This window comes from Methylocystis sp. Se48 (genome assembly GCF_056269425.1).
In genome coordinates, this window is record NZ_CM149850.1 from 1,767,394 (window position 1) to 1,793,755 (window position 26,362).

Consider the following 26,362-nt stretch of genomic DNA (forward strand, 5'->3'; position numbering starts at 1 on the left):
CCGAAATTGTTGGGAAACTATGAAGCAGACGGATCTCCGCCGCTCGATTAGAAACTCGGGCGGCAACGTCGCCATGTGGCAACCAGGTCCTGCCCATGATCAATCGAGCATTTGCCGTTGCGGCGCTTTGTATGGCCGGCGTCTTGACCACGGGCGCTTCCTTGGCGGCGGATCAGCTGCGCGGGAAATATCTCGTGGAGGCGCTGGCGGCCTGCGACAATTGTCACACGCCGCGCGGTCCCAATGGCTACGACCTATCCGCGCGCTTTTCCGGCGGCTCGCAGACTTTCACCGGCAAAGACTATATCGCGCGCGGCTCCAATATCACGCCCGACAAGGAGACAGGGGTTGGCGGATGGTCCGACGATGCGGTCAGTGCAGCCATCGTCGCCGGAGTCGGCCGCGACGGACAGCTAGCGCCCGCCATGCCTTCCAATTCCTACCGTGTGCTGACGGATGCCGATCGCTATGCGATTATCGCCTTCCTGCGAGCGCAATCTCCCGTGACGGCTCAAGCTATCGTGCCGCTGCAACAGCAAGGTAAGTGGTATCCCCATCCGGCGCCCGGCGCAGAAGCGGCGTTTGACGAGGCGGCGCTTTCCGAGAAGGTTAAACGCGGCCTTTATGTTGCGTCGATCGCCCGCTGCCTCGCCTGCCACAGCACGGAGGTCGACGATGCGCCGGACTATGCGAACGGGCTCGGCGCTGGCGGCAAGATCTTCCGAACTCCGGCGGGCGTTGCTGTCGCGTCGAATATTACGCCGCATCCGGAGAAGGGCGTCGGCGCATGGTCGGATGACGACATCAAGCGCGCAATCACGCAGGGCGTCTCTCGCAAAGGCGAAGTGCTCAAGCCGCCCATGTCCACGCTCGCCAAAGCGCATTTCGCCAAAATGTCGCATGAAGACCTCGACGCGCTCATCGCCTATCTGCGGACGCTGCCGCCCAAGGAATAGTCAGCGCGGCTTCTCCACGGCTTCCCGGATCGCCTTTGCGAGATCGCCCTCGAAAAGAATGGCGGAGCCGTAATGTGTTTCGATGTCGAAGGGCCGCGTCCAATTCATGTCGAGCGACGCGCTGTGCAGCGCGATCAGCCGCCCGTCTTCTGAGAAGAGGCCGGACCCCGAACCGCCATAGCCGCCATTGCAATCATGGCGCGCGCGACGGACATGGCCTTCCGTCGGCTCGTCGATCCTGCGAATCGCACAGAATTCCACCGTCGCGGGAAGATGCGTGTTCGAATGCCCGGCGGGCGACACCATGGTCACTTTAATGCCCGCTCCGGTCACGATATCGCTCGCGTCCGGGATCGGCTGCGGTTTGACGTTGTCCGGCGTCGGCTGAAGGAGGCGCAGCAACGCCCAGTCATCCGTAATGTGCAGTCCCTTCGACTCGACGGCGGCGCCGATGCGCAGGCTGTCGGCGTCGAAATAGTAATCGCCGCCGCCGATGCGGAAGAAGCAATCCGTCACAGGATGGGTCGGAATCAGTTTGCGATCGACAAAATTATGCGCGTTCAAAACGACGAGGTCGTGCGAACCGATGAGCCAGGCGGCCGCGCCGCGCTCCAACGTCCCGTAATCGGAATAGCACATCAACACGCCAGCGCCGGCGAAACGCGCCGCGTCGGCTTCGCTCATGAGGCGACGGCCATCCTGCAGATAGAGCGCGACATCGACGATCTGGGCGCGGAGTCCTTGGCAGTTGACGCTCAGGATTACGAGCAAAATGACGCCAGTCAGGCGGCGGATCATACGATCGGTCATGTTCTTCTTCTTTTTGGGACGCCGTTCGCGAGGAGGAGATACTGCACGGGCGCGCGTCAAGACTCCTCGCTCGCGGAGCAGTGTCAGGAAACAACGGGAGGCAGCTTGCCATTTTTTCCCGATGCGCATTACCGATAAATCGTGAAGACACGCCGCGGCGCTTAAATTTATATGCTCGCGGATCGTCTCTCCCATAAAGCGCGGCAAGCGCTCCCAAGGAAGCGACCTTCAACGAACTAGGACAGCTCCAATGACAAAATATGGAGCTTCTTTACGAGGCGACGCCATCCTTTCAAGAAGCCACGAACGGCCTTGCAGGACGTCGCAGGAGGACTCGTCTATGTGGAAATTCCTGAATTCCGTTTCCCTGTTGTCGGTCCTGATCGCAACGCCTTTTGCGACGGCGTCGACGTCCCGCGCCGAAGACCGGCTCGAAGCGCTTGCGAAGAGCGAAAACAACTGGGCGATGCAGGGCAAGAACTACAGCGCCAACCATTACAGCACGCTGACCCAGATCAACGCCGACAACGTCAAGAACCTCAAGGTCTCGTGGTCGTTTTCGACGGGCCTCCTGAGCGGCCACGAAGGCGCGCCGCTCGTCGTCGACGGCAAGATGTATGTTCACACGTCTTTCCCGAACAACACTTTCGCGCTCGATCTCGACAATCCCACCCGCATTCTCTGGCAGCACAAGCCCAAGCAGAACGCGGCTGCGCGCGCCGTGGCGTGCTGCGACATCGTCAATCGCGGCCTCGCTTATTGGCCGGGTGACGGCAAGACGCCCTCGCTTATCATCAAGACGCTGCTCGACGGCCATGTCGTCGCGCTCAACGCGGAGACGGGTCAGGAATATTGGAAAATCGAGAACTCCGACTTCAAGGTCGGATCGACGCTCACCGTTGCTCCGCATGTCTATAAGGACGTGGTTCTCATCGGCAGCTCCGGCGCCGAGCTCGGCGTGCGCGGCTACATGACCGCCTATGACGTTCGCACCGGCGAGCAGAAGTGGCGCGCTTACGCCACGGGTCCGGATTCCGACGTTCTGATCGGCGACGACTTCAACAAGGCCAACCCGCATTACGGCCAGAAGGGCCTCGGCACGGCGACATGGGAAGGCGACGCCTGGAAGATCGGCGGCGGCACGAACTGGGGCTGGTTCGCCTATGATCCGGGCACAAACCTCGTCTACTACGGCTCGGGCAATCCGGCGCCGTGGAACGAGACGATGCGTCCGGGCGACAACAAGTGGACGATGACCATCTGGGGCCGCGACCTCGACACGGGCATGGCCAAATTCGGCTATCAGAAGACTCCCCATGACGAGTGGGATTACGCCGGCATCAATTTCATGATGCTCTCCGAGCAGAAGGACAAGGAAGGCAAGCTGCGCAAGCTGCTGACCCATCCGGATCGCAACGGCATCATCTACACGCTCGACCGCACCGACGGCACGCTGATCTCCGCGGACAAGATCGACGATACGGTCAACGTCTTCAAGAAGGTCGACCTGAAGTCGGGCCTGCCGGTCCGCGATCCCGAATACGGCACGCGAATGGACCATCTCGCCAAGGACGTCTGCCCCTCGGCGATGGGCTATCACAATCAGGGTCTCGACTCCTACGATCCGACCAAGGAATTGTTCTTCCTCGGCGTGAACCATATCTGCATGGACTGGGAGCCCTTCATGCTTCCGTACCGCGCGGGCCAGTTCTTCGTCGGCGCGACGCTGAACATGTATCCGGGCCCGAAGGGCGATCGCCAGAAGGGCGAAGGCCTGGGCCAGATCAAGGCCTACAACGCGATCACCGGCCAGTTCAAATGGGAGAAGATGGAGCGCTTCGCGGTTTGGGGCGGCACCGCCGCGACCGCCGGCAACGTCGTCTTCTACGGAACGCTCGACGGCTTCATCAAGGCCCGCAACAGCGACACCGGCGAACTGCTCTGGAAATTCAAGCTGCCCTCCGGCGTCATCGGGCATCCGATCGTCTATCAGCACAAGGGCGTCGAATATGTCGCGATCATGTATGGCGTCGGCGGCTGGCCGGGCGTAGGTCTCGTCTTCGACCTTCAGGATCCGACGGCCGGTCTCGGCGCGGTCGGCGCCTTCAAGCAGCTTGCCAACTACACTCAGATGGGCGGCGGCGTGATGGTGTTTTCCCTCAATGGCCAGGGTCCATACGACGACGTGAACCTCGGCGAATACAAGGCCAACTGATTTCCGCTCCGCTTCTGCAAAAGCGAAAATGCGCTTGCTCGGGCGCGCGCTCCTCGCGCGTCCGAGCGACGCCCGACAACGAAAATGAAAGAGACGAAGATGCTGCCTGTGCGCAAATTCGTGTGGTTCAGCGTCGTTGCGCTGGCGCTCGTCGGGGCCGCCAACGCGACCGCTGCTTCTCTCGGCGTGTCCAACGACGCCGGCGCCAGCGCGAGTTCGGCCGCGCCTCCGGCGCCCAAGGCCGATCCGAACTCCCTGCGGATCTGCGCGGCGAAAAACCAGCCGCCGCTGTCGATGGAAGATGGCTCCGGCCTCGAGAACAAAATCGGCGTCGCGCTCGCAGACGCCATGAAACGCGAGGCGCAATTCGTCTGGTCCGAGCGGCCGGCGATCTATCTCGTCCGCGACTATCTCGACAAGAACGCGTGCGACGTGATCATCGGCCTCGACACGGGAGATTCGCGCGTCGCGACCTCGAAGCCCTATTATCGCACCGGCTACGTCTTCGTCAGCCGCGCCGATCGTGATCTCGACATCAAATCCTGGAACGATGCGCGGCTGAAGAAGCTCCGTCACATCGTCGTCGCCTTCGGTTCCCCGGGCGAGGCGCTGATGAAGGACATGGGCGTCTATGACGACAACATGGCTTATCTCTACTCGTTGGTGAATTTCAAATCGCCGCGCAATCAATATACGCAGATCGATCCGAGCCGCATGGTCGGCGAGGTCGTGAGTGGCGCGGCGGACATCGCCGTCGGATTCGCGCCCGACGTCGCGCGCTACGTCAAGGCGTCGACTGTTCCCCTGCGGATGACTTTGATCGACGACGACGCGGCGAAGAGCGATGGCGAGAAAGTGCCGCAACGCTTCGATCAGTCGGTCGCCGTGCGCCGCGACGACACGGCCTTGTTGGCCGCAGTCGATGCGGCGCTCGTCGCCGCCAAGCCGAAGATCGACGAAATTCTCCAGGCGGAGGGCGTGCCCCTTCTGCCGGTCAGCCAATAAATATGCGGCGATCACCGAACAGGAAGAAAAGACGTGTTGAACCAGAAGAAGCAGGCGACCTGCAGCATCATCGCCGCGATTGGGGTTTTTGTGGCTGTCTCGGCGCTCGCGCAGTCGGCCATCGCTTTCCGCAACACCATTACGGGAGAGATCCTGAATTTCAGCGACGCGCTGCCGGAAGGCAAAGATACTCCCGCCGTCAAGGAATTCATGACGACGGGCAAGAACCCCTACAACGAGGATATGAGCTGCCTGAAACAGGGCGAGCAGATCTTCCTCTCGGCTTGTTCCGGCTGTCATGGCCATGTCGGGGAAGGCAAGATCGGTCCCGGCCTCAACGACGCTTATTGGACCTACCCGCAGAACGAAACCGACGAAGGTCTGTTCTCGACGATTTATGGCGGCGCGCAGGCGTCGATGGGTCCGCAGTATCAAAATCTCCAGCTCGACGAAATGCTGAAGGTGATGGCTTGGATTCGCCATCTCTTCAAGGAAGCGCCGGAAAAGGCGATTTGGCTGACGGACGCCCAGCGCAAGTCTTTCAAGCCCTATTCGGGGCACGAGACGCTGCCGGATAACCCGCCCGGCAAGTGCCAGGCCAAGAAATAGGCGCGTCAAAGCAAATTCCGCCTCCGTCGCCGGAGGCGCAAACAAAGGGGCGCACGCCTCGCAAAAATGGAGGACAAGGGATGCGTAAGATGCATTTCGCCGCGACGATCGCCGTCGGCGTCATGTTGGGGGCTGGCAGCGCTCTTGCTTATGACGGCACCAAATGCAAAGCCCCCGGCAATTGCTGGGAGCCCAAGCCCGGCTTCCCGGAAAAGGTCGAGGGCTCGAAATACGATCCCAAGCACGATCCGAAGGAGCTCGCCAAGCAACAGGCGTCGATCCAGGCAATGGAAGAACGCAACAAGAAGCGGGTCGAGCATTTCAAGAAGACCGGCAAGTGGGAATATGATGTGAGCAAGATTGCTCAATAACGACATTCATCGCGCTCCCCTCGCGCGATGAGTGAAAGCGGCCACGATCTGGACCTGGTGCTATTCGACAACAGCGCATCAGATCCATTCCCGAGATCGTGGCCGCAAATTTTTCGGTGCTTTAGGGGCGCGCCTTGAACGAAGTCTTACAAGCAAAGCAGAAGCTCGCCGAATGGCGCGAGCGCGCTCTGGCGTTCGAGCAGGAAATCCAAAAAGCCGTCATCGGCCAGGAACGCGTCATCCGGCTCGTCATGATCTGCGTTTTCGCACGCGGTCACGTCCTGATCGAGGGCGATGTCGGCGTCGGCAAGACCACGCTGCTGCGCGCCGTCTCGCGTGCGCTCGGCGGGGATTTCGTCCGTGTGGAGGGCACGGTCGACATGATGCCGAGCGACATTCTCTATCACACCTATCTTGGCGACGATGGTCGCCCACGGATCGAACCGTCCGAACTCCTGCGCCTCGCCGAGACGCTTCCTGTCTTCTTCTTCAACGAGATCAATCGCGCGCGTCCGCAGGTCCATTCGCTGCTGTTGCGTCTGATGGCGGAAAGAAGCGTCACGGCGTTCAACCGCCTGTATCGTTTCCCTTATCTCCAGGTCTTCGCGGACCGAAACATGGTCGAACGCGAGGAGACGTTCGAACTTCCGGCGGCGGCGCGCGACCGGTTTTTCATGGAAATTTCCATGGGAGCGCCGACGGATCCGGCGGCGCGCCGCAAGCTCGTTTTTGATCCCGCCTTCCAGGACGTGGATGCGCTTGTCGAGCGTGTCGGATCAGGCGCGATCGACTATCGCAAGATTGCTGGCGTCTCGCGCATGATCCAGGATACGGTGAAGGCGAGCGCGACTCTCGAAAGCTACGTGCTGGGCCTCTGGCAAGGCCTCGTCGACCCTGGCTCCATAGGGATAGTTCTCCCGGATATCGATGTCTCGACGCTCGTCAAAGGCGGCGCCAGCCCGCGCGGTCTTGCAACCCTGGCGCGCGCGGCGCGCGTGCGCGCCTGGCTGGAGGGGCGAGACTATTTGACGCCGGACGACGTGAAGGATGTCTTCTTCGAGGTCATGTCGCATCGCATCTTCGTCGATCCCGTTCATGCGCTGCGCGGCGACGAGCCGGTCAAACAGCTCTGCCACGCCGTCTTAGACGCGACGCCGGTCCCATGACGATTTCGGCGGAAATCACGTACCGGCCGCGCGGACGCTTCCGGTCCAATCATGTCGGCGCGCATGTGTCGAGCGAGGTCGGCGGCTTTGGCGTGTTTCGTGATCAAGTGCCCTTTCTGCGCTATCCGGACGCCAGACGCATCGACCTGCGTGCGACCTTGCGTAATCCTTTCGGAGACACACATGTCCGGCGCTTCGAGCAAAGAAGCGCGATCGACGTCTACGCTCTTGTCGACCTTTCTGCGTCGATGAGCTTCGTCGGCACCGTCGATCGCTTCGCAGTCGCCTGCGATCTGTGCGCCTCCCTCGCTTTTTCGGCGAATCGCATCGGCGATCGCTTCGGACTCGTCGCCGGCGGCGACATTTTGCGCGAGCGCGTTTTTCTTCCCGCGACACGTTTTCGAAGCGCGGCGCTTCGAGCCGTCGACAGGCTTCGCGAAGAACGTCCCGCCGGCGCGAGCGCGGAAAGCCTGAAGAGCGCCGCGATGCGTCTCGGCTCGGGGCGCAAGCTCGTGCTGCTCGTTTCCGACTTTCGCTGGCCGGCGCGGCTTGTTCAAGGCGTCTTCGACGCCCTTGCCCTTCACGACGTTCTACCGGTCGCGCTCGTCGACTCCGTGGAGCTCGACGCACCGCGCTGGGGCCTTTTGGAATTACGAGATCCGGAGGCGGCGCGGCGGCGCCTGATGGTCATGAGGCCGGCTCTGCGGGAGAAGTGGATCGAAGCCGAGGCCAAGCGTAGAGAAGGATTGATCCGGGTTGCGGCCGGGCGCGTCCGGCCGCCGATCTTCGTCGAGGATCAACTCGATCCCCGAGCGCTCAGTTCGCGCCTCATGGCGGCGTGAGGCGTCTCATGCGTGGCGCGCTTCTTACCATCCTCTCGCTCATTTGGACGTTTCCTGCCGGGGGGGGCGATCTACAGGTCACGATCCATTCCGCGCGGCCCTTCGGCTATTTCGTGGGCGATCTCATTCGCGCGCGCGTCGAGATCACGGGGCCGGCGGGCGCGGTGCTGGCCGCCTCCTCCCTGCCGCGTCCCGGGCCGCTCAACGTGTCCCTCGATCTGAAGGATGTCGTGGTCCATACGACGGCGATCGGCGTCGACAGGCGTTGGGACATCGACCTCGTCTATCAGAACTTTTACGTCGCGCTGGACGCGCGCAACATCGAAATCCCAGCCTTCGATCTGCGCTTCGGTAACGAGACCATTACGGTTCCCGCCTGGAGCGTCGGCGTCGCGCCCCTGCGCGAAATCGCCCCGGCGAAGAAAGAGCGCCCCGAAGACGATCTGCGGCCGGACGCCCCGATGGTTTATGCGGAGGAGACGCGGCCGAAGCGCCTCGCCTTCGCTTTTGCGGCGTTCACTTTGCTGGCGCTCGCGGCTGTCGCGCGGGATCGCGCCTGGCCGCCCTTCCAGAAGCGACGCGCCCGCATTTTCAATGCGCTGGCCCGCGAACTCGCCGCGCAGGCCCGCGGCGACGTCAGCGCTCTTCCCAGAGCGATGCAGAGCGTGCATCGGGCCATCGATCTCGCCAACGGGGGATCGCTTCTCGGAGAGGACGTCGCGGCCTTTTTGGCGCGCCGGCCCGAATTTGCGTCATTGAAGCCCTCCTTCGATCGATTCTTCTCCGCGTCGCGCAACGCCTTCTTCTCGGAAGGCGCGGGGGACGGTTACGGTTTCGGCGAACTTCTCGACTTCGCGCGGGCGCTCGCTCGACAGGAGCGCGCGCAATGACGCTCGTCGCGTTCGATCGCCCGGAACTGCTCCTACTGACGCCGATCGCCATCGCGCCGCTGCTGAAATCGGCTTTGCGCTCGTCCACGATCCCATCCATCGATTGCGCCCCGGTAGACAGCGTCTCGGGGCTCGTCGACGCCCTCCTGAAATTCCTCGGCGTCACGGCGCTTCTCGCAAGCCTCGGGGGAGCGGCCGGGCCGTTTTTCCCAGGCGAAGAGATCGAGCGCCTCGCCGAGGGCGCGCAGATCGTGATGGTGATCGACCGTAGCGGCAGCATGAACGAGACCTTCGCGGGCCGAAACCCCTCTGGGGCGGAGGAGTCCAAGGCTGCCGCCGCCAAGCGCATTTTGAAGGCCTTCGTCGACAGCCGCCGGCGTGATCTCGTCGGCGTCGTCGCCTTTTCGACATCGCCCATGCTGGTCACGCCCCTGTCCGATCGTCTCGAGGCGACGAAGGCGGCGATCGACGCCATCGATCTTCCGGGCCTCGATTACACGAATATCGGGCGCGGCCTTGCGATGGCGCTTTCGATGTTCGGGCCGAGCGACGGCAGCCGTTCACGCGCCATTCTGCTCATCTCCGACGGCGCGGGCGTCATCGATCCGAAAATGCAAGACGACCTGCGCGCGAATTTCAAGAAGGCCCAGGTCAATCTGTATTGGCTGTTCCTGCGCACCGAAGGGAGCCCCGGGATTTACGACGCGCCCGAAGGCGACGCCGAGTCGCCGCAGGCCGCGCCGGAAAGACACCTCGATCTCTATTTCAAGTCGCTCGGCGCCCCCTATCGCGTTTTCGAGGCCGAAGGACCGAAGGCGACGGAGGAGGCGCTGCGCCAGATCGACCGGCTCGAACGCCGGCCCATGCGCTACTTCGAGAAGCTTCCACGGCGCGATCTCGGCGGCGCATTCTTCGCCGCGGCGCTCGGCGCGGCGGCCCTGCTTCTCTTCGCCAAGCTGGCGGAGGTCCGCCTTTCTCCGGCGGGGGACGCTCGATGAACGAACGTCCGCGCAGAGCAATCTTCGCGTTTTGGCGCATGCGGCGCTCCTGGCTGCTCGTGGCGCTCCTTTTGGCGTTTGCTTCCGTGACGATCTTCCAACTTGTGGAATGGCGCCGCGCAGCCGCTTTGAATGACATGATCGAATCGCTGCGCGCGGGTCACGATATTCAGGTCGATGCGGAAGCGGCGCCGGAAGCGCTGCTGGCGCGGATCGCCTTCCTCACAAAGCGCGACGAACTCGATCAGGCGCGCGGACTTCTCGAAGCGCTGGACCGAGTTGGAGACGCTCGAACGCGCGCGCGCGCGCATTATCTCCTTGCGAACGCGCTGCTGCGCGCGGCGCTGGAGCATATCGAGAAATCGGAGCTCGACGCCGCCAATCCTTTGGTCAATCTTTCCAAGCGGGAATATCGCCGCGCGCTCCAACTCGACCCCGAGTTCTGGGACGCGAAGTTCAATATCGACGTCGCGTCGCGGCTCGTGCGCGACTTTCCGGATTTCGAAAGAAAGAGCGGCGACGAACTCACCGCTGATCCAAAGAAGCTCTGGACCGACATTCCTGGCAAGCCGAAGGGGCTGCCCTGATGCGGCCCGACCTGCGTGATCCCCGCCTGATCTTGCTGGCGCTGGCGGCGGCGCTGCTCGTCGCGACATTCCTCGCGCCGCAGATGAAAGTGACGCGCCCGGGTTACGACCTTCTCGCCATCGTCGACATCACCGGCAGCATGAACGTTCGCGACTACGCCGCCGGAGGGAGGCCGATCAGCCGTCTCGAGAAGGTCAAGGCGGCCTTGCGGGAGCTGATCGTCGGTTTGCCTTGCCCTTCGCGGGTGGCGCTTGGCGTCTTCGCGGAGCGACGGCCCTTCCTGCTCTTCGAACCGATCGACGCCTGCGCCGATTTTCCCCCCCTGGAAGCTGCGATCGCAGCGCTCGACTGGCGTATGGCCTGGGAGGGCGACAGCCGGATTTCGGCGGGTCTGTTCCGCGCCATCGACATGGCTCGCAAGTTAGAGGTCGATATTCTGTTCTTCACGGATGGGCAGGAGGCCCCGCCGCTGCCCGCCTCCGGCGGCCCTGTCTTCGAGGGGAAGCGTGGCGAGACGCGCGGGCTGATTGTCGGGACCGGAGGCTATGAACTTTCACCCATCCCGAAATTCGACGACAAGGGCCGCGAAATCGGCTTCGTCACGACCGACGAAGTGCTGCACGAAAACCGTTTCGGCCTGCCGCCCAAAGGGGCCGAGCAACGCGAAGGCTTCAATGCGCGCAACGCGCCCTTCGGCGCCACGGCCGCCGTCGGCATGGAGCATCTTTCGTCGGTGAGGGAAGACTATCTCCGCGCGCTCGCGGAGACGACGGGCCTCGGCTACGTCCATCTGGACGACAAGACGAGCCTTCTCGATGCGTATCGCGCCGCCGCGACCGAGCGGGCCCGCGCCGGGACGCTCGATACGCGTCCGTTTCTTGGCGGCTTGTCCGCCGCCTGCCTATTCGGCGGCTTTTCCATCGCGCCGCTTCTGGAGCGCCTTACGCGTAAACGGCAGACGACGCGCTTCGCCCGGAAACAACCATGAGGGAGTGCAGAATGAGAAAATCGGTGTCGCTGATGGCCTTTCTATTCACTGCGCCAGCCTTGGCGCATGGGCCAACGCCGATCAAGGTGGACGAAACGATCGTCATCGCCGCGGATCCAAAGGCGGTTTGGGCGGTTGCAGGAAAAGTCGACGGCCTCGCCGCCTGGCATCCGGACGTCCAGGGCGTGAAGGCCAAAGGCGGAGACGCAGCGGGCGCCGAGCGCGAAGTGACGCTCAAGAAAGGCGGCGCGCTGAAAGAAGGTCTCGACGAATATGACGCCGCGGCGCACAAGCTCTCCTGGCGCATGTCCGATCCCAATCTCGACGCGATGCCCGCAAGCTCCTATTCGCTTTCCTTTTCGGTGGAGCCGGCTCCGGGCGGCGGCAGCCTGGTGAAATGGTATGGGCGGCTCTATCGTGGCGACACGAGCAACGAGCCCCCAGAAAATTTAAACGACGAGGCGGCGCGCACGGCAATGGCGACCTATCTGCACAACGGGCTGGAGGGCCTGAAAAAGAAAGTCGAAGGCAAGTAGCATGGCGCTGTCCGGCGTCTCGAAAGCGGGATTGGCGCTCGCGGCGGGCCTCCTCTGCGCCGCTTGCGGCAAAGAGGAGCGCGCAAGCGAGACGATCGACGTGGTCGAGGCGCAGGGCGGCAAAAGCGATGGGGGCTGGCTTCGGGCGACAGACCGTGTCGATGCGGCGCGATGGCTCGCGAGCCGCGAAGCCGGTCGTGACCTCGCCGTTCAGGACGTGGCGGTTGAACGCATGCGTGAGGCGCTGCAAGCCGCTCGTCCGCATTTCCTCGAGTCTGACCGCATGCTCGCCAACCGCACGGCGCAGATCGGCGAGATGCTTGCGGAGGATGGACGCGCAGAGAACTACGCCGGCTTATTGGAGGCGCTCGCCAATATCGCCGCGGCGGCCGGGCAGAAGCAGACCTATGGAGAACTCTGCCAGCATTATTACAATTTACGGCGCAAGGGCGCGACGCGGGAAGAAGCTTTGCGCCTTCTCTCGGAGCGCTATCGAACTCAAAAGCAGTTCAGATGAAGACGCCGCTTACACGAGCCTCATCGCGACTTTGTTCTCGACGGCGATGCGCAAAAGATCGGCTTTGGACCGCGCGCCAAGCTTGCGCTTGAGCAAAATGCAGTTGTTCGCGACCGTCTTGTAAGAAACCTTCAGAATATGTGCGATCTCCGTCATGTCCTTGCCATTGGCGAGGTTGCGCAGGATTTCGATCTCCCGGCTGTTGAGCGCGTCGAGCGGATTCTTGGTGAGGCTCTGATCGGCGAAAGCGAGCTTCAGCGCCAGATTCCCGGAAAGATAGCGTTCCCCCGCTCCGACGGATCGGATCGCCTTGATGAAAGCCTTCGGGTCCTCGCTTTTCGCGAGATAGCCGCGGGCGCCGCGTTCGATCGCGCGCGCGGCGAAGACCGGATCATCGTTCATGGTGAATACGATGATTTTTGCATTGGGGTTTCGTTTCAGCAGCAGACGCAGCAACTCGAAACCGGAGACGCCGGGAAGGTTGATGTCGAGAACGATCACGTCCGGCGTTGTCGACGTGTATCTTTCGAGCGCTTCGTCGGCGTTGTGGGCTTCGAACACCTCGATGTCCTTTTGCCCCGAGAGCATGCCCCGGCAGCCCTCGATCACCATGGGATGGTCGTCGACGATCAGAACGCGCATGACGATTTTTTCTTCTTGTGGACCTCGATCTTTGTTGTAAAAACCGACCTCGGTGTCAATGATCTTGTGGCCTTTTCGAGCCCTTCTTTCCGAGGCGACGGTCGATGATCTCTCTAAAGGCAGGGTTGAGCTGGCTGATCGGCGTCGTGCTTCTTGCAAACCTCCTGATCAATCTCACCATTCAAGTGACGCACGCCGGACCGCGCGTTCGCGCCGAAGCGGGAAGCAATCTCCGTCTGGTGCGGGAATTTGTCCTGACAACAATTGCAAGTCTTCCCGATAACGAGAACCCGACGCAGGCCCTGCGTCAACTTTATGCAAATCTTGGCAGCTTGCGCCACGTCGACATCAAGATGCTCGAGCGCGGCGAAACGCCGCCGGCGCAATGGCGAGCAGCCGATCATGCCATCGACGCCGGTCCGCCGGCATGGTTCGTCAAGCTGGTCGATGTTCCCCCGCCACGGGTTATCCTTGTGCCCATACGCGTCCACGAGCGCGATTACGGCAATGTGGCGATCATTTCCAATCCGCTCGACGAACTGGAGGAAATCTGGTCCGACATGTCGCGGCTGGCGTCGATCAGCCTTGTCGTGACGCTTGCGATCATCGTGCTTGTGCTCCTACCCGTCCGCTATTCCCTGAGGCCTTTCGCGGCATTGCAAGCGGGCCTCGCTGACCTTGAAGCGGGAAAAAGTGGTATCCGGATCGCGCCTCGTGGCGCCTCGGAGTTTCGAAGCATTTCGAACGCACTCAACTCGTTGGCGACAACGCTCGACCGCGTGCGTCACGAGAACCGTGATCTAGTGAACGAGCTTATCCAAATTCAGGATAGCGAGCGTAAGGAAATAGCTCGGGATTTGCACGACGAGGCCGGGCCGTGCCTCTTTTCAATCCGTGCGGCGGCGGCGTCGCTGCAAGAAGCACTCACAGAAAACTCGCCGGATCATGAGCGACTGCGCGAGCTCGGCTTGATCGTGGACCGCGCCTGTGAGGCGCTTCAGTCCTTGTTTCGGGGCCTGCTTGGGCGCTTGCGACCGAAGGGGCTAACGGAACTCGGACTGGAAGCGGCGCTCAAAAGTCTTTTCCTGTCCTGGTCGCTCGGCCATCCAGAGGTCGATCTACAGTTGGTGGTGCCTCATGATTTGTCGTCGCTCGACGAAGCCACCGCCTTTACCGCCTATCGTGTCATTCAGGAGAGCGTGACCAACATTTTCCGACACGCGAGGGCGACTTCGGCTCGAGTGTCGGCATCATTCGGATGGAATTCACTTCGCGATGCGCGAGAGGACGAAGCCGAAGACGTTCCGACCTTGACTCTCCTTATCGAGGACAATGGGATTGGCATCGCAGAAGAGCATCGTTCTGGGATGGGTCTCCTTGGCATGCGTGAACGAGTACAGGCCCTTGGCGGCGCGATGAAGGTTGAACGTCGCGCCGGAGGCGGCACTCGGGTGACAGTCTCGATCCCGATCCGCGATGACGAGGAGGTGAGTGGAGATTAGAGCGCTTCAGGGAGATTGGAGGGTGGGAGGCTATCAGGAATTTTTGGCATGCGCCGATGGTAGATTTTCTGGCTGTCTGAGCCGCGGTTGATCGCTATGCTGGATGGTGTCCAATCTGGGGCCTGGTTCAGGAGAAAACAATCATGATTTGGTCGAGCCCGGTGATCGTCGAAGTGTGCGTCGGCATGGAAGTCACGAGCTATTCGTCGGCTGAAATCTGAGACGGCACGCAAGCTATCTACCCTCGCGCGGCGCAGCGTAGAGCTGCGCCGCGCGAGGGTAGACTGTGATGATTGGGATTAGTCCGACATGGACCTGGCTCTCAAGCGTAGGCCATCTAGGCTCAGGACTTCATTGATTGAGGAAGAATGTGACGGCTGCTGCGATGCAGGTCGCGGAGAAGAAGGTGTGGGCGCAACGGTCGTAGCGGGTTGCGATGCGCCGCCAGTCCTTGAGTTTGGCGAACAGGTTCTCGACTTTGTGGCGCTGACGATAGAGCGCCTTGTCGTAGTCGAGCGGCGTTTTGCGATTGCGCCGTGGCGGAATGCAGGGTTCGGTTCCGCGCGCTTTGAGCGCGTCGCGGAAGGCGTCGCTGTCATAGCCCTTGTCGGCGATCAGCGTTTTGGCCTTCGGTAGGGCGTCGCACATCAGCCGGGCGCCTTTGTGATCGCTCATCTGGCCTTCAGTCAGCATCATGACGAGTGGTTTGCCGGCGCCGTCGCAGACGACATGGAGTTTGGAGTTCAGCCCGCCCTTCGTGCGCCCGATACAGCGGGAAAGAACCCCTTTTTTAACAGGCTTGCCGCCGTGCGATGCGCTTTCAGATGCGTCGAGTCGATCATGATGCGTTCGGGGCTTGGGCCTTCGCCGGCAAGCGCGGCGAAGATGCGGTCGAAGACGCCGAGCCGGCTCCAGCGGATGAAGCGGTTATAAAGCGTCTTGTGCGGCCCGTAGCCTTTGGGCGCGTCCTTCCACTGCAGGCCGTGCTTGATCACGTAGACAATGCCGCTGACGACGCGCCGGTCGTCAACGCGCGGAACCCCATGCGCCAGAGGAAAGAATGGCGAAATCCGCGCCATCTGGCGCTGGCTCAGTAAAAACAGATCGCTCATCATCAAGGCCTCCGAATCGGAACCCCTTGTAAATCACAACTCAATCAAATTTAATAGGTCCTGAGCCTAGAGCGGTTTCCTCTCAAAGCGGCTCATAGCCGGCGGCGGCAAAGAAGTTGGCGCATTCGGTTGGCGTGAACGCGTTGAGCAAGGCTCCGATCCTGTTCCACAAGGCGTCGATGTTGCGTTCGGCGGCCGCGCGCAGAAGCGCCTTGAGCTTTGAGAAGGCCTTTTCGATCGGGTTGAAGTCGGGGCTATAGGGCGGCAGGTAAAGCAGCGTCGCTTTGGCGGCTTCGATCGCCTTGCGCACGCCAGCGCCTTTGTGGCTGCCGAGATTATCCATCACGACGATGTCGCCTGGTGAGAGCGTCGGGACGAGCACCTGGTCGACATAGGCCTGAAACCATTGGCCGTTGATCGGGCCGTCGAGAACCATTGGCGCCGTCAGGCCGGTAAGTCGTAGTCCGGCAACGAAGGTCGTGGTTTTCCAGTGTCCGTGCGGAACGCTGGCGCGCAACCTTTCGCCTCTCGGCGCGCGTCCGTTCTTGCGGGCCATGTTCGTGCTCGCCCAGGTCTCGTCGATGAAGACAAGCTTTTCCGGATCGAGATCGAGCTGGTTCTCGAACCACGCCTGGCGACGCTTCAGGATGTCCGGCCGGTCCTGCTCGCTCGCATGGGCGGTCTTTTTTTCCAGGTAATGTTGTGGCGGGCGAAGAAGCGCCACAGCGCGCCGATGCTGAAGCTGTGGCCTCGCTCGGCAAGCTGCGCGGAGAGTTCCTTCAGCGTGATGTCGCACGTTTCCTCGATAAGCGAGAGGATCAGGCTCTTGTGCGCGTCGATGCGCGCCGACCAGCGATCCCCGCCGCGCTTGTAGGAGGCCGGACTGCCGGTCTCGTTCTGCCGTTGACACCATCGGACCGCGCTGGACGCGGAGACGCCGAAACGTTCCGCCGCCTGCCGCCGAGACATGCCGCCAGAAACAGCGGCCACCACGCGTTCCCGAAGATCAAGCGAAAGGGTCTTCTTCGACATGCCTGCCAGCCTCCTTCGCCAGCAGACAGTTTGAATCAGACCAGAGACAATTGGGAATCCCTCTCGATTCATTCAGACAAGAAACCGCTCTAGGGTCTGGGCTCAATTGATCCAATAGCAGAGAGCGGCAACGAGGCACAGGCCGGCGAGGAAGTTTCGAGCGGTTTTGTCGTAACGTGTGGCGATGGCTCGAAAGTCCTTCAACCGGCAGAACGTCCGCTCGATGACGTTGCGCAGGCGGTAAAGTTCCGCGTCGAACGGAAAGAGGCGCTTGCGGTTGACTTTATTGGGAATGACCGGCGTCGTGCCGCGTGCTTGCAGGAAGAGGCGCAAATGATCCGCGTCGTAGCCCTTGTCGCCGATCATTTGTTCGCTCGGCGCGGTCGCGGCGAGCAGTGTCGCCGCGCCCGTGACGTCGGCGACGTGTCCGCCCGTCAGCAGGAAGGCGTGCGGTCGTCCTTCTTCGTCGACGAGGGCGTGGATTTTCGTCGTGCGCCCGCCGCGCGAGCGGCCGATGGCTTGATTTTGCGCCCCCCTTTTCTGGCGCCGCTCGCCGAGCGATGCGCCTTGACCGCCGAACTGTCGATCATGGTGAGCGCTGGCGGGTCGCCGCTTGCGACGAGCGCCGAGAATATGCGTTGCCACAGGCCCCGCTGGCTCCAGCGATTGTATCGGTTGAAGACCGTCGTATACGGCCCATACTCGTCGGGAAGCGCGCGCCATCGGCAGCCCTCGCGCAGCCGATGGACGATGCCGCTGATGATGCGGCGATCGTCCTGGCGCTTGGGCCCGGTGTGGACCATCGGAAGATGCGGCTCGATCGCCGCCCATTGCTCATCGCTGAGCCAAAAATTGTCCGCCACGAATCAAGCCCTCCTGAAGAGCTTGAATCACGGCGCGACGTTCAGTTCAATTGGGTACAGACCCTAGTTGATCTTCCCGGCGTCGAGCGCCTGCGGCATGAGGCAGACGTGAAGCGGATAGGAATATTGCTCGACGTCCGCCCATGAGTCGCGGTCGCGATCCGGCACGATCCACGAATAAGTTTCCTGACCGGGCGTGTTCACGAACTCGAAGCGCTCCGCCGGTGCATGGGCAATCTGAAAGATCGGCGCGCCTACAGGGAAGAACTTCACCTTCTTCGCCGGGATCGCCACCGTCGAATTATCGTCGGTTCCGCGGTAGTTGTGCCAGGTCACGCCCGCGAATTTGAAGCTCTCCCACGCATTGCCGACGTCGTTCTGGAGGGCGAGCGCCATTTGCGCCTGATAGGTGTGGCGGATTTCCGGGCAGGTGATGAAGGCGTCCCAGAAATCGTCGCCGCAAAGCGCGTGGATGGCGACGCCGGCGCCGCCGAGGCCCTTCAGGTTACGCACCATCCGTCGCTTGATGGCGTTCGTGGCCTTGCGGATGTCGCCCTCGGTGGCGCTCGCCGAGAAATCGAACACCCGCTCGGTCGGCTTCGTCTGGCCGAACTCCTCGAACCAGTCGTAGATCACCGTGCCGTCGGCGTCGACGACGACGCCCTGGATGCAGCCGAGGCGCATGTTCTCCTTGGTCAGAGCAAAATCCGCCTTCATCTTCATCTGACGGCGGGCGACCTCCATCTGCATGTCCTTGACGGCGGCCTCATCGCCGAAGGCGCGGACGTTCTGGATCTCGTAGGCCCAGATGCGGGAGGCGTCGGCGATGCGCGTCGTCATGAAGGCGCGCGCCTTGCGCTGTTCGCCGCCGCGCTGCGACGGAGCTGCGCCGCGGGGCGAGGTCTGGATGAGCACAGGGGCGAAGTCGCGCTCCTCGATCCAGACTTCCGCCGTGCGGACCGGCTTCGGCGTGAAGAGGCCCGGCAGGGTTTCGAGGAAGTTGGGAACGTAGCTGTAGCGGTCGACAGCCGCGGTGAGCGAGCGCGCCGAAAAGGCGTCGCCCAGAAAGACGTCCATGATGGCCATGAAGGGGAATCCTGATGGTTAGGGAGCGGCTCAGCGGATCTTGATCAGCGCCGCGTCCATCTGCGCGACGATCTCGGCCTTGTCCGCGTCGGAGATGCCGGCGGGCCAGGTGAGGTCAGCGCCGCGCACGGTGGCGTGCCGGTTGATCCCGACGAATTCCATCGTCTGGCCCGGGGGAACTTTGGCGCGATAGCCGGCGATACCGGCGAATTTCTCGGAGCCGTCGGTTGCGGCCGGGTTGAGTTTCACGGCCTTGCCGTCGACGACGGCGAAAATCTCGCCGACGAGGAAGTCGACGCCGGAGGCGCCGCCGTCCGCGACGAAAGTGTCACGGGAGAGATAGCCGGCGCCATCGGAATCCTCCGAGACGACGAAGGTGAAGGCGTGCTTCGGCTCGTAGAGCGTGATGCCCTTGGCGGTCATGGGTGAGAACTCCGTGGATTAGCGAGCTGCGCCGGCGCGGCGGCCGATTTCGGCGTTGAGCTCATCGGCGATCGATGCCCATGAGGCGGCGCCGGGCTGCATGTTCTCGTTCGGAACATCCCCGACGTGAGAGGCGGCGGCCACCGTCTCGACGGCGCGGGCTGCGATGCTGGTGGATTTGGCGACGCCCGCCAGCACGCCCGCGACGTCCTCGACGCTCATGGAGGTGTTGAGCGCGAGATGGCGCGCCGACGCTTCGCGACCCACCGCTTCCGGATGCGAGAGGATCGCCTTGATACGCGCTCGCTCGTCCTCGGCGCCCATACGACGGCCCTCGGCGGCCCCGGCCTCATAGCCTTCCTTCGCGCCCTCCGCCTTGCCGGCGGCGAACCCCGCCGCCTGGCCGGTCTCGCGCCCCTCGGTAAGCCCTTCGGCTTTGCCCTCGGCGCGGGCGCGCGCGAGGTCTTCATCAGAATGCATGTTCATCCGTGTTCCTTTCATGCCGCGGGATCGGGCTTTCGAGAGCTGGCCAAGGAGATCCGCAAACGAGCCAATGTCGTCGACGAGGCCGGCGCCCTTGGCGGCGGCGCCGATGAAGGTCCGCGCCTCCGTCGCTCGCGCAGCCTTGGCGCTGAGCCGGCGGCCGCGGCCAGCCGCGACCGCGTCGATGAACAGCGCATAGTAGCGGTCGACCTCCGCCTGCAGGTCGGCTTTCACCGCGCCCGACAGCGGCGCATAGGGATTGCCGTCCACCTTGTGGGCGCCGGCGTGGATCAGGGTCGGCGTGATGCCGGCGCGATCCACGGCGCGGGAATAGTCCGCATGCATCAACACCACGCCGATCGAGCCGGAGACGCCGGACTCCGTCGAGATGATCGCCTTGGCGCCCGACGCCAGCGCATAGGCCGCCGAGGCCGCCATGCCATTGACCATGGCGTAGACGGGCTTGGCCTCATTCGCTTTGCGAATGAGCGCCGCCGTCTCCATCGCCCCGACGGCCTCGCCACCGGGCGAGTCGATGTCGAGGATGATGTTCCTGACTTTCGGGTCCCTGACCGCGCTCTCGATCTGATGCGCGATGCCCTCGTAGCTCGTCACGCCGGATTGGGCGCCGATCCAGGCGCCACGATTCACCAGCGAGCCGGTGATGGTGACGATCCCGGTTCCCTCGGCCGTGCGGCGATATGGCAACTTGCCGACCGGCTGGCCGCTCGGGTCCGTCTCGTTGGCGTCACCAACGAAGCGGGACGCGTCAGGCGCGAGAGCAGCGTCGACCCCGATCCGGCCGGCGAGGACCTCCGTGACGACGGCGAGCTTCTCCGGGAGGATCAGCAGCGGGCGGTTGAGTATCCGGTCTGCGATCCGCAGGAGAAGCGTATTCGACACATCAACCTCGCGGATCGGTCGGGTCGTAGCTTGCGGGCATACGCGCCGACCGGTAGGTCAGCGGCATCGCAAAGCGCCGGTTCGGATTCGCCGCGCCAGTAAGGGCGCAGCACGCCGTCTCGGCTGCACGCATCTCATTTCGGAGCGTGTTCAGATCTGCCCGGCTGAACCGCACCATTTCCTCGGCGTCGAGGGTGCGCGTGCGGATCTCGGTTTCCAGCGCGCCGGTGACGAGACTGTAATATGCCTTGCTCAACGCCGCGAAGCGCTCGCAGGGGTTGGTCCAGTCAACAGCGTCAGGCATCCGACTTCTCTTTCGCGCCGGCGTCTTCGGTGACAGGCTCGGGCGTGATGATCGTGGGCTCAGGAAGCCCACGCTCCTGGCGCATCGCCATCTCACGTGCCAGCTGGTCGTAGTTGTCTTCGATGTCCTGACCGAGCTCCGCGGCGATATATTCCGCCGTGATCAGGCCCATGCCGTAGAGTTTCTCATGCGCCGCCGCGAATTTCACTTCATCCGGCACCGGTTTGGCCGGGCCGCGCCAGTCGGCGCGACAAGCCGCCATGCGATTGGCGAGGAAGGCCTCGACGCCGCCCGGGAACGCAATGTCGCCACGCTCGATGCCCTCTTCGAGCCAGCACTCGAAGGCCGACTGGTAGAACGGCGCCGCAATATGCGAGCGCCGCCACATCTGGATCGGCCAGTTCGTCGTGGTGCTCATTTTGATCGAGGAATAGGTCGCGCCTGTGTAGTCGCCGGTCACGTCCTCGAAGGTGAAGCCGCCGCAGGCCGCGGTCTCCCGCAGCAGGAAGCGGACGAAGGGCTCATAGTTCGAATTGGGCGTCTCGCTGCGCTGAAAGTTCAGCTTCTCGCCCGAGAACAGATGGACGATGCGGGCGAGTCCGCCGAGATCGAAACTCGTCTTGTCGTACCAGCCGGCGCGGGCGTCGAGATAGCTGTCGAGACTGCCGCCAACACCTTGCTCCTCCAGGCTCTCGAAAGCTTGCAGCACGTCCTGCGTCGGCGACGGGCTCTCGATCGTCGCCGCAACGATCGCCTGCGCTAAGGCCGTCGAGAGCGTGGCGTTGGAGAGCTGATCATATTGGCGCAGAACCTGAAGCACCGGCGCAAACACCGAAATGCCCCGCATCTGCCCGACATCACCGTCGAAGCAATGCTTGATCACCGGCCGGTTGCCGGCGTCCCGCGCCGCGACCTCCAGGATCTGCCCCGTCTCCATGATCGGGCTGGTCAGGCGCAGCAGATAGGCCTTCGGCAGACCCGTCTTGTTGACCCGCACCCCCTGAAACAAGTCCTGCCCATTGGAGTTTTGAACGAGCCGATGCGCCGGGAACAGATGGATCTTGGTCGCCGTCCGCGATTCCGGCCTCGGCAACCAACGATACCAGGCGATCCATTCGCCATGGGCAAAATAGCTCCTGAGCGCCGCCTTGCAGAGCTGATGGACGTCATGCTTGCCGGCGGCGTCGCATTCGAGCGGCGTATTCGCCCAGAGCTCCCATCGCCGTTCGACTTCTCGCGCCCAGCTATCTGACGCTTTCTGCTCCCACCCGAGCGCTCCGTAATCAGGTTTCGACGCGAGCCGCAGGCCGGTCCCCATGATTGAGGCGCAGCCCTTGTTCACCACCCCGGCGATCCACCCGGAATTGTGCAGCAGATCGATCGTGCGCGCGGCCGCGCGCCAATAGGCCGCGCGCACATCCTCGCGCGGATCGCGCAGGATCGGATACCAGTTCTCGAACAGCGCATGGCGCTCGTTGCGCATGTAGGCCGCGCCGGACTTGCCGCGCATGGGAGCCCGGGCGCTGCCAAACAGCGCGCCGAGACGATCGAGCAGGCCCATGCGGCTCCTATCGGTTCAACCTGTGCGCAAAGCTGGCGAAGCGGGCGCGGATGGCTTTCTGCGCCACTGCCGTCGCGACGATGGGCTCCTGCGCCCTGGCCTGTGGGGCCGCCTCGAGGTCGGGCGGATCGAGGCTTACGGACGTCGACGACCTGGTTTCCGCCTTGATGGCTTTCTGTCGATCGGAGCCGACACGCCACGCCGCAGCGGCCGCCATCGCCTCGCAATCGAGGAAATGGTTTTCCCGGTAGCGCGACACCCAGATCCATCGGCCCGAGGGTCCCTTCACCCGGGCCTCGGCGACGAGCTGCTGGCAGTAATCATCGTCCGCCGCGTCGTTCAGGCGCAGCGCGCCGGCCGCGTCCCGGTCGAAGGAGAGTCGTTCGTGGACAACGGCTTTCCAGTGATCGGTGTCGAGGCGCAGAAGATGCAGGCCGTATTTCTTGGCCTTGCCGTCGATCCCGGTGACTTCGATCGCCGACTCGATCAACGGCCGCGCCATCGGCGTCGACGAGCCCTTGGTCGCGAAGACGAACCGCTTGTGCTTGCGACAGAACTCATAGACTCGATGGATCGGCAGCGACTCCTTCTTGCCGGGTCGAAACCCTGAGTCGACGAAGGCGATCTTGATCGGCCGACCGTCGATCGGCGTCGTCAGCTTCTCCGACAGGCGCCGCCACACCTCCTGATCCTTGGTTGGGCCCCAGATGTAGCCATGCTCGATCAGCCAGGATGTGCCGCCTGCGCCGAACCCCCGGATGACATAAGGAAGCCTGTTGCCTTGCACGTCGACCGCCGCGACCAAGAACAGCACACCGTCCGGGACGCGCTGGAAGTAGGCCTCGCGCATCTTGACGACTTCCGTCCACTCCGGGACTTCGCCGCCCCCGGCGAGATAGAGCTCCCCGAAGCCAGCGTTGACCGCCGTCTGGATCTTGTCCTGCTCGCCTGACGCCAGAGCCCGAAGGTAACGCTCCGCCCGCTCGCCAATGGTCTTGAATGGCGAACAGAAGCCGGAAATCCAGAACGACAGCGTCGTCGTCTCGGCCGGCGCTCCCGAAATCACCCCCTCGGCGTCGATCAATTCCCCCGGCGCGACGAAGGCGCCATTGGCGTTGCAGAAAGCCTTGTGCTCCTCACGGATCTCGAAGCTGCAATGCGGGCATTCGAGCCAGGAATTGGCGAGCGCCTGTGAGGGTGTCGCGTTTTTCGGATAATGCAGCAGTTTCGACCGCGGCACGAAGTATCTGCCGCAGTCGGGGCACGGCCAGCAGAAGTGATGGCGCGTGCCCTCCTGCCACAGCCGCCAGATCGGCGACGAGATGTCGTCTTCCTCACCCGGCTTCCAGAAATCGAGGCCGCTCGCATCGTCGTGCACGATCTCGACCATCCCTTGCGTCGGCGTCGAGGTGATCCCCACCTGAAAATCCGCGTAGGTGTCGCCGCGCGCCTCGACCAGGCCGAGCGGATCGCCCTGGCCACGAATGTTGCGCATCATCTCGTCATATTCGTCGACCAGGGCGAGCGCCGCCGCGTCGGATTTGAGCGCCGCCGAGGAACCGGCATGTGCCAGACGCAGCCTGACGCCCGCGACGCGCTTCAGGGTCTTCTTCTGCTCCTTGCTCTCGATCCCGCCGATGACCTTCGCGCCAAGCGATTCCGCCTGGCGGAACATCTCCTCGATGCGCGGCTCGAGCTGATCGGTCAGAAACTCCTTGTTGGGCCCGACATAAAGGATCGGGGCCGGCCGGTTATCGAGCCGCTCGCCGATGACGTCGAGCACCGTCGCCGTCTTGCCGCTCTGCGCCGCCGTCACCCCGACGATGCGCTTCCAGCGGTGGTCGCCGAAGGCGCGGGAGAAAGCCCGCATGTAGGGCGTCAGCCCCGGGTTGCGCGGTCCGGGCCAGCCGGTCTCCGGGCCATAGACGATATTCTCGAACGCCCATTCGTCAGGCGGCTGGCGTTTCGCCGGCCACGTCGAGATCGCGACCTGCTCGTAGAGTCGCGCTCGATTTCTCAAATCTGCCGCGGGCGCGATCAAGCGCGTCATTCAGCCTCGTCTCGATATCGGCGCGCAGGCTCAAATCGCGGGTGGCCGCCGCCGGAACGCCGGCGAGCTCGGAGCGGAACGCGCCCCACACATCGGCGAAGATCGTCTCGACCGTGCGCATCTCGATCAGATTGCCGGCCTCTCGCTCGCGACGCATGCGGATTTCGAGCGCGCGCTCCTGCTGCACCTGAGAGGCGGCGGCGGTCTTCGATGTGCGCCGCTCCTCATCCTTCAGCCAGCGGATGTAACCCTGCACCGCGGCGACGAGCGGTACCATGCCGCCGACCGGCTTAGGGATGTAGCCCTTCTTGCCGAGGTCGCGGACCCATTGGTCGGAAACCATCAGGAGCGCTGCCGCCTTGGCGACGGTGATCAATCCGGCCGAGTTCTGCGCCTGCGCGTCGCTCATCCGATCATCACCGCCCGCTTGATGAATTGTCGCAGATCATTCTGCGAAACGATGCCAAAATCGCCTTCACTACCCGCCCGATCTACGCCTGTATGTCGCCATCGAAACGGAGGCGAACATGTCGAACAGCAAGAAGAACGAGGCGGCCCTGAGCGCCTTCATCGCCAGAAAGGCCGAAATCGACGCGATGCTCGCTCGATTGAGTGCGCTCAGCGACGACCATTTCGACTGCACGCCCGACGAGATCAACTGGGGACATGTGGGCACGCTGGCGAACTATGCGAGCCTGCTGAAGCAGATCACCGACTCCGCCTTCCACGAGGGCGAATTCGCGGAATAGCGCGCATGTCAGGCTCCCCGGCTCCCGCCCGCGTCGATCGCGGGCTTCAGCCCGTAGAAGGCAGCGATTGTCGCGGCCTCCGGCTGAAGGAGCCCATCATGACCCAACTTTCCGACACCCAGCTCGTCATCCTCTCGAAAGCAGCTGAACATCCCGAACGCATCGCGCTGCCGCTTCCGGCCCGCCTCAAGGGCGGCGCGGTCAAGATCGTCGTCGGCAGCCTCATCAAAAGGGGGCTGCTCGAAGAGGTCGACGCCAAGGTTCGCGGCGGCGAAACCGTCTGGCGCGAGACGGGTGACGGTCATGGCGTGACGCTCGCCATCACCGACGCCGGGCTCGCCGCCATCGGTGTGGAACCCGAGCTCGCGAAGAAGCCAAAAAACGCGCCTAAGGTGGCAGCCAGCAAGACGCCCGCAAAAGCCCCACAGGCGGCCACGGGCGCCAAGAAGGCAAAGGCCGCAACGACCGCCGCGCCGCTCCCCAACGCCGCGCCCAAAGCGCCCGCTGCCGCCATGGAGCGGACGCCGCGCGAGGGAACGAAACAGGCGACCATGATCGCCTTGCTCCAGCGCAAGGACGGCGCGACCATCGCCGAGATCGTCGAGGCGACGGGCTGGCAGCCGCACACCGTCCGCGGCGCCTTCGCCGGGGCGCTCAAGAAGAAGCTCGGGCTCACGATCGTCTCCGAGAAGATCGACGGACGGGGGCGCGTGTATCGGATCCGGACGTAGCCGTTACTGTTGTTGGCGATCCCAACATATCGAGAACCGGGCATGAAGGCGTACGGTCGCCCGAACAACGGGCGACCGTCGTCGCAAGGATCTGTTCGAGCCTCGCAAGATCAGCAAGCTTTGCCCGAACCTCGGCGAGATGCGCACTGGCGATCTCGTTCACCTCCGCGCAGGACGCCCGCTCTGGCTCAGCTAAAGCCAGCAGCGTGCGAATATCATCAATGCTGAACCCAAGTTCGCGAGCGCGGCGTATGAAGGCGAGCTTCCGTATGTGCTTGTCATCATAAGCGCGATGGCCGCTCTCCGTCCGCGCGGGCGCGGGCATCAACCCGATGCGCTCGTAGTAACGTACGGTCTCCAGATTGACCCCTGCGGCCTTGGCAAGCTGTCCAATCGTGACGCCTCGCGCATCTACGGACATTTTTTCCTT

30 protein-coding genes and 1 pseudogene are annotated in these 26,362 nt (G+C 63.1%); 17 read left to right on the plus strand and 14 right to left on the minus strand.

The features are described 5' to 3' along the window. Nucleotides 1–131 precede the first annotated feature (131 nt). Nucleotides 132–956 carry a c-type cytochrome gene (locus ACV959_RS08665; protein WP_475739469.1) on the plus strand — a complete coding sequence of 275 codons (825 nt, stop codon included), beginning with the start codon at nt 132–134 and terminating at the stop codon, nt 954–956. On the opposite strand, the gene ACV959_RS08670 is transcribed toward ACV959_RS08665, so the two are convergent. Further along, complete coding sequence (locus tag ACV959_RS08670) at nt 957–1,766, minus strand: trypsin-like peptidase domain-containing protein (protein WP_475739470.1); 810 nt, start codon at nt 1,764–1,766, stop codon at nt 957–959. It abuts the gene before it with no gap. 340 nt (nt 1,767–2,106) lie between these two features. Here ACV959_RS08670 and ACV959_RS08675 point away from each other — a divergent pair, with 340 nt between their 5' ends. From ACV959_RS08675 to ACV959_RS08730, 12 genes are all read left to right on the plus strand, one after another. Beyond that, a complete protein-coding gene (locus ACV959_RS08675) occupies nt 2,107–3,981 on the plus strand; it encodes a methanol/ethanol family PQQ-dependent dehydrogenase (RefSeq protein WP_475739471.1) in 1,875 nt (624 codons plus the stop codon). Nucleotides 3,982–4,080: 99 nt separating this feature from the next. Then, nucleotides 4,081–4,986, plus strand: a complete 906-nt coding sequence (gene moxJ / locus ACV959_RS08680) for a methanol oxidation system protein MoxJ (RefSeq protein ID WP_475739623.1) — start codon at nt 4,081–4,083, stop codon at nt 4,984–4,986. Between the two features lie 33 nt (nt 4,987–5,019). Then, complete coding sequence (moxG, locus tag ACV959_RS08685; RefSeq protein WP_475739472.1) at nt 5,020–5,595, plus strand: cytochrome c(L), periplasmic; 576 nt, start codon at nt 5,020–5,022, stop codon at nt 5,593–5,595. A gap of 80 nt (nt 5,596–5,675) precedes the next feature. Then, on the plus strand, nt 5,676–5,966 hold the full coding sequence (locus tag ACV959_RS08690) for a methanol dehydrogenase [cytochrome c] subunit (RefSeq protein ID WP_475739473.1): 291 nt from the start codon (nt 5,676–5,678) through the stop codon (nt 5,964–5,966). A gap of 134 nt (nt 5,967–6,100) precedes the next feature. Continuing rightward, nucleotides 6,101–7,132: an AAA family ATPase gene (locus tag ACV959_RS08695; RefSeq protein WP_475739474.1), complete on the plus strand. Its 1,032-nt coding sequence runs from the start codon at nt 6,101–6,103 to the stop codon at nt 7,130–7,132. Then, nucleotides 7,129–7,974 (plus strand): DUF58 domain-containing protein, encoded by an 846-nt coding sequence (locus ACV959_RS08700; RefSeq protein WP_475739475.1) that lies wholly within the window; start codon nt 7,129–7,131, stop codon nt 7,972–7,974. Before ACV959_RS08695 ends, ACV959_RS08700 begins: the two co-directional genes overlap by 4 nt. Before the next feature lie 8 nt (nt 7,975–7,982). Further along, a complete protein-coding gene (locus ACV959_RS08705; RefSeq protein WP_475739476.1) occupies nt 7,983–8,864 on the plus strand; it encodes a nonribosomal peptide synthetase MxaA in 882 nt (293 codons plus the stop codon). Next, nucleotides 8,861–9,862, plus strand: coding sequence for a vWA domain-containing protein (locus ACV959_RS08710; RefSeq protein WP_475739477.1), 1,002 nt, complete (start codon nt 8,861–8,863; stop codon nt 9,860–9,862). The genes ACV959_RS08705 and ACV959_RS08710 overlap by 4 nt, the downstream gene beginning before the upstream one ends. Next, nucleotides 9,859–10,449 (plus strand): MxaK protein, encoded by a 591-nt coding sequence (locus ACV959_RS08715; protein WP_475739479.1) that lies wholly within the window; start codon nt 9,859–9,861, stop codon nt 10,447–10,449. Before ACV959_RS08710 ends, ACV959_RS08715 begins: the two co-directional genes overlap by 4 nt. Further along, nucleotides 10,449–11,438, plus strand: a complete 990-nt coding sequence (locus ACV959_RS08720; RefSeq protein ID WP_475739480.1) for a vWA domain-containing protein — start codon at nt 10,449–10,451, stop codon at nt 11,436–11,438. Before ACV959_RS08715 ends, ACV959_RS08720 begins: the two co-directional genes overlap by 1 nt. 11 nt (nt 11,439–11,449) lie before the next feature. Continuing rightward, nucleotides 11,450–11,974, plus strand: a complete 525-nt coding sequence (locus ACV959_RS08725; protein WP_475739482.1) for an SRPBCC family protein — start codon at nt 11,450–11,452, stop codon at nt 11,972–11,974. A 1-nt stretch (nt 11,975) separates the two neighbouring features. Continuing rightward, a complete protein-coding gene (locus tag ACV959_RS08730) occupies nt 11,976–12,491 on the plus strand; it encodes a hypothetical protein (protein WP_475739484.1) in 516 nt (171 codons plus the stop codon). Nucleotides 12,492–12,500: 9 nt separating this feature from the next. Here the strand turns inward: ACV959_RS08730 and ACV959_RS08735 are convergent, their stop codons facing one another. Continuing rightward, nucleotides 12,501–13,133 carry a response regulator transcription factor gene (locus ACV959_RS08735; protein WP_475739486.1) on the minus strand — a complete coding sequence of 211 codons (633 nt, stop codon included), beginning with the start codon at nt 13,131–13,133 and terminating at the stop codon, nt 12,501–12,503. Nucleotides 13,134–13,237: 104 nt separating this feature from the next. On the opposite strand from ACV959_RS08735, the gene ACV959_RS08740 reads away from it, so the two are divergent. Both ACV959_RS08740 and pqqA read left to right on the plus strand, forming a co-directional pair. Continuing rightward, nucleotides 13,238–14,635, plus strand: a complete 1,398-nt coding sequence (locus ACV959_RS08740) for an ATP-binding protein (protein WP_475739487.1) — start codon at nt 13,238–13,240, stop codon at nt 14,633–14,635. Between the two features lie 143 nt (nt 14,636–14,778). After that, nucleotides 14,779–14,856, plus strand: a complete 78-nt coding sequence (gene pqqA, locus ACV959_RS08745) for a pyrroloquinoline quinone precursor peptide PqqA (protein WP_442756845.1) — start codon at nt 14,779–14,781, stop codon at nt 14,854–14,856. Between the two features lie 130 nt (nt 14,857–14,986). On the opposite strand, the gene ACV959_RS08750 is transcribed toward pqqA, so the two are convergent. The 11 genes and pseudogenes from ACV959_RS08750 to ACV959_RS08800 form a co-directional block, all read right to left on the minus strand. Then, nucleotides 14,987–15,550 carry an IS5 family transposase gene (locus ACV959_RS08750; RefSeq protein ID WP_475739624.1) on the minus strand — a complete coding sequence of 188 codons (564 nt, stop codon included), beginning with the start codon at nt 15,548–15,550 and terminating at the stop codon, nt 14,987–14,989. Nucleotides 15,551–15,576: 26 nt separating this feature from the next. Further along, a pseudogene (locus tag ACV959_RS08755) lies at nt 15,577–15,750 on the minus strand (transposase); the annotation flags it as partial. 79 nt (nt 15,751–15,829) lie between these two features. Beyond that, nucleotides 15,830–16,779, minus strand: a protein-coding gene (locus ACV959_RS08760; protein ID WP_475737613.1) for an IS630 family transposase whose coding sequence is annotated in 2 segments (ribosomal slippage) — nt 15,830–16,435 and nt 16,438–16,779 — 948 coding nt in all. Because the reading frame shifts where the segments join, the coding sequence is not laid out codon by codon here. 102 nt (nt 16,780–16,881) lie between these two features. Next, nucleotides 16,882–17,642 (minus strand): IS5 family transposase gene (locus ACV959_RS08765; protein WP_475739489.1). Its coding sequence is split into 2 segments (ribosomal slippage): nt 16,882–17,283 and nt 17,286–17,642, totalling 759 coding nucleotides; the frame shifts between segments, so codons are not numbered across the junction. A 63-nt stretch (nt 17,643–17,705) separates the two neighbouring features. Beyond that, the gene (locus ACV959_RS08770) at nt 17,706–18,728 is read right to left on the minus strand and encodes a major capsid protein (RefSeq protein ID WP_475739491.1); all 1,023 of its coding nucleotides are present in this window, start codon (nt 18,726–18,728) and stop codon (nt 17,706–17,708) included. Between the two features lie 30 nt (nt 18,729–18,758). After that, nucleotides 18,759–19,151 carry a head decoration protein gene (locus tag ACV959_RS08775; protein ID WP_475739492.1) on the minus strand — a complete coding sequence of 131 codons (393 nt, stop codon included), beginning with the start codon at nt 19,149–19,151 and terminating at the stop codon, nt 18,759–18,761. 18 nt (nt 19,152–19,169) lie between these two features. Continuing rightward, on the minus strand, nt 19,170–20,537 hold the full coding sequence (locus tag ACV959_RS08780) for a S49 family peptidase (protein WP_475739494.1): 1,368 nt from the start codon (nt 20,535–20,537) through the stop codon (nt 19,170–19,172). Nucleotide 20,538: 1 nt separating this feature from the next. Then, the gene (locus ACV959_RS08785; protein ID WP_475739495.1) at nt 20,539–20,841 is read right to left on the minus strand and encodes a hypothetical protein; all 303 of its coding nucleotides are present in this window, start codon (nt 20,839–20,841) and stop codon (nt 20,539–20,541) included. Next, nucleotides 20,834–22,402 carry a phage portal protein gene (locus ACV959_RS08790; RefSeq protein ID WP_475739496.1) on the minus strand — a complete coding sequence of 523 codons (1,569 nt, stop codon included), beginning with the start codon at nt 22,400–22,402 and terminating at the stop codon, nt 20,834–20,836. Before ACV959_RS08790 ends, ACV959_RS08785 begins: the two co-directional genes overlap by 8 nt. A 7-nt stretch (nt 22,403–22,409) precedes the next feature. Then, entirely contained in the window at nt 22,410–24,452 is a 2,043-nt protein-coding gene (locus ACV959_RS08795; RefSeq protein ID WP_475739497.1) for a terminase gpA endonuclease subunit, read from the minus strand. Beyond that, nucleotides 24,352–24,861, minus strand: coding sequence for a hypothetical protein (locus tag ACV959_RS08800; protein WP_475739498.1), 510 nt, complete (start codon nt 24,859–24,861; stop codon nt 24,352–24,354). Before ACV959_RS08800 ends, ACV959_RS08795 begins: the two co-directional genes overlap by 101 nt. 118 nt (nt 24,862–24,979) lie before the next feature. On the opposite strand from ACV959_RS08800, the gene ACV959_RS08805 reads away from it, so the two are divergent. Both ACV959_RS08805 and ACV959_RS08810 read left to right on the plus strand, forming a co-directional pair. Continuing rightward, nucleotides 24,980–25,201 (plus strand): hypothetical protein, encoded by a 222-nt coding sequence (locus ACV959_RS08805; RefSeq protein ID WP_475739499.1) that lies wholly within the window; start codon nt 24,980–24,982, stop codon nt 25,199–25,201. Between the two features lie 98 nt (nt 25,202–25,299). Then, nucleotides 25,300–25,932 (plus strand): DUF3489 domain-containing protein, encoded by a 633-nt coding sequence (locus ACV959_RS08810; RefSeq protein ID WP_475739501.1) that lies wholly within the window; start codon nt 25,300–25,302, stop codon nt 25,930–25,932. Here the strand turns inward: ACV959_RS08810 and ACV959_RS08815 are convergent. Then, nucleotides 25,874–26,353 (minus strand): MerR family transcriptional regulator, encoded by a 480-nt coding sequence (locus tag ACV959_RS08815; protein WP_475739503.1) that lies wholly within the window; start codon nt 26,351–26,353, stop codon nt 25,874–25,876. The two genes, ACV959_RS08810 and ACV959_RS08815, sit on opposite strands and share 59 nt — an antisense overlap. Nucleotides 26,354–26,362: the final 9 nt, after the last annotated feature.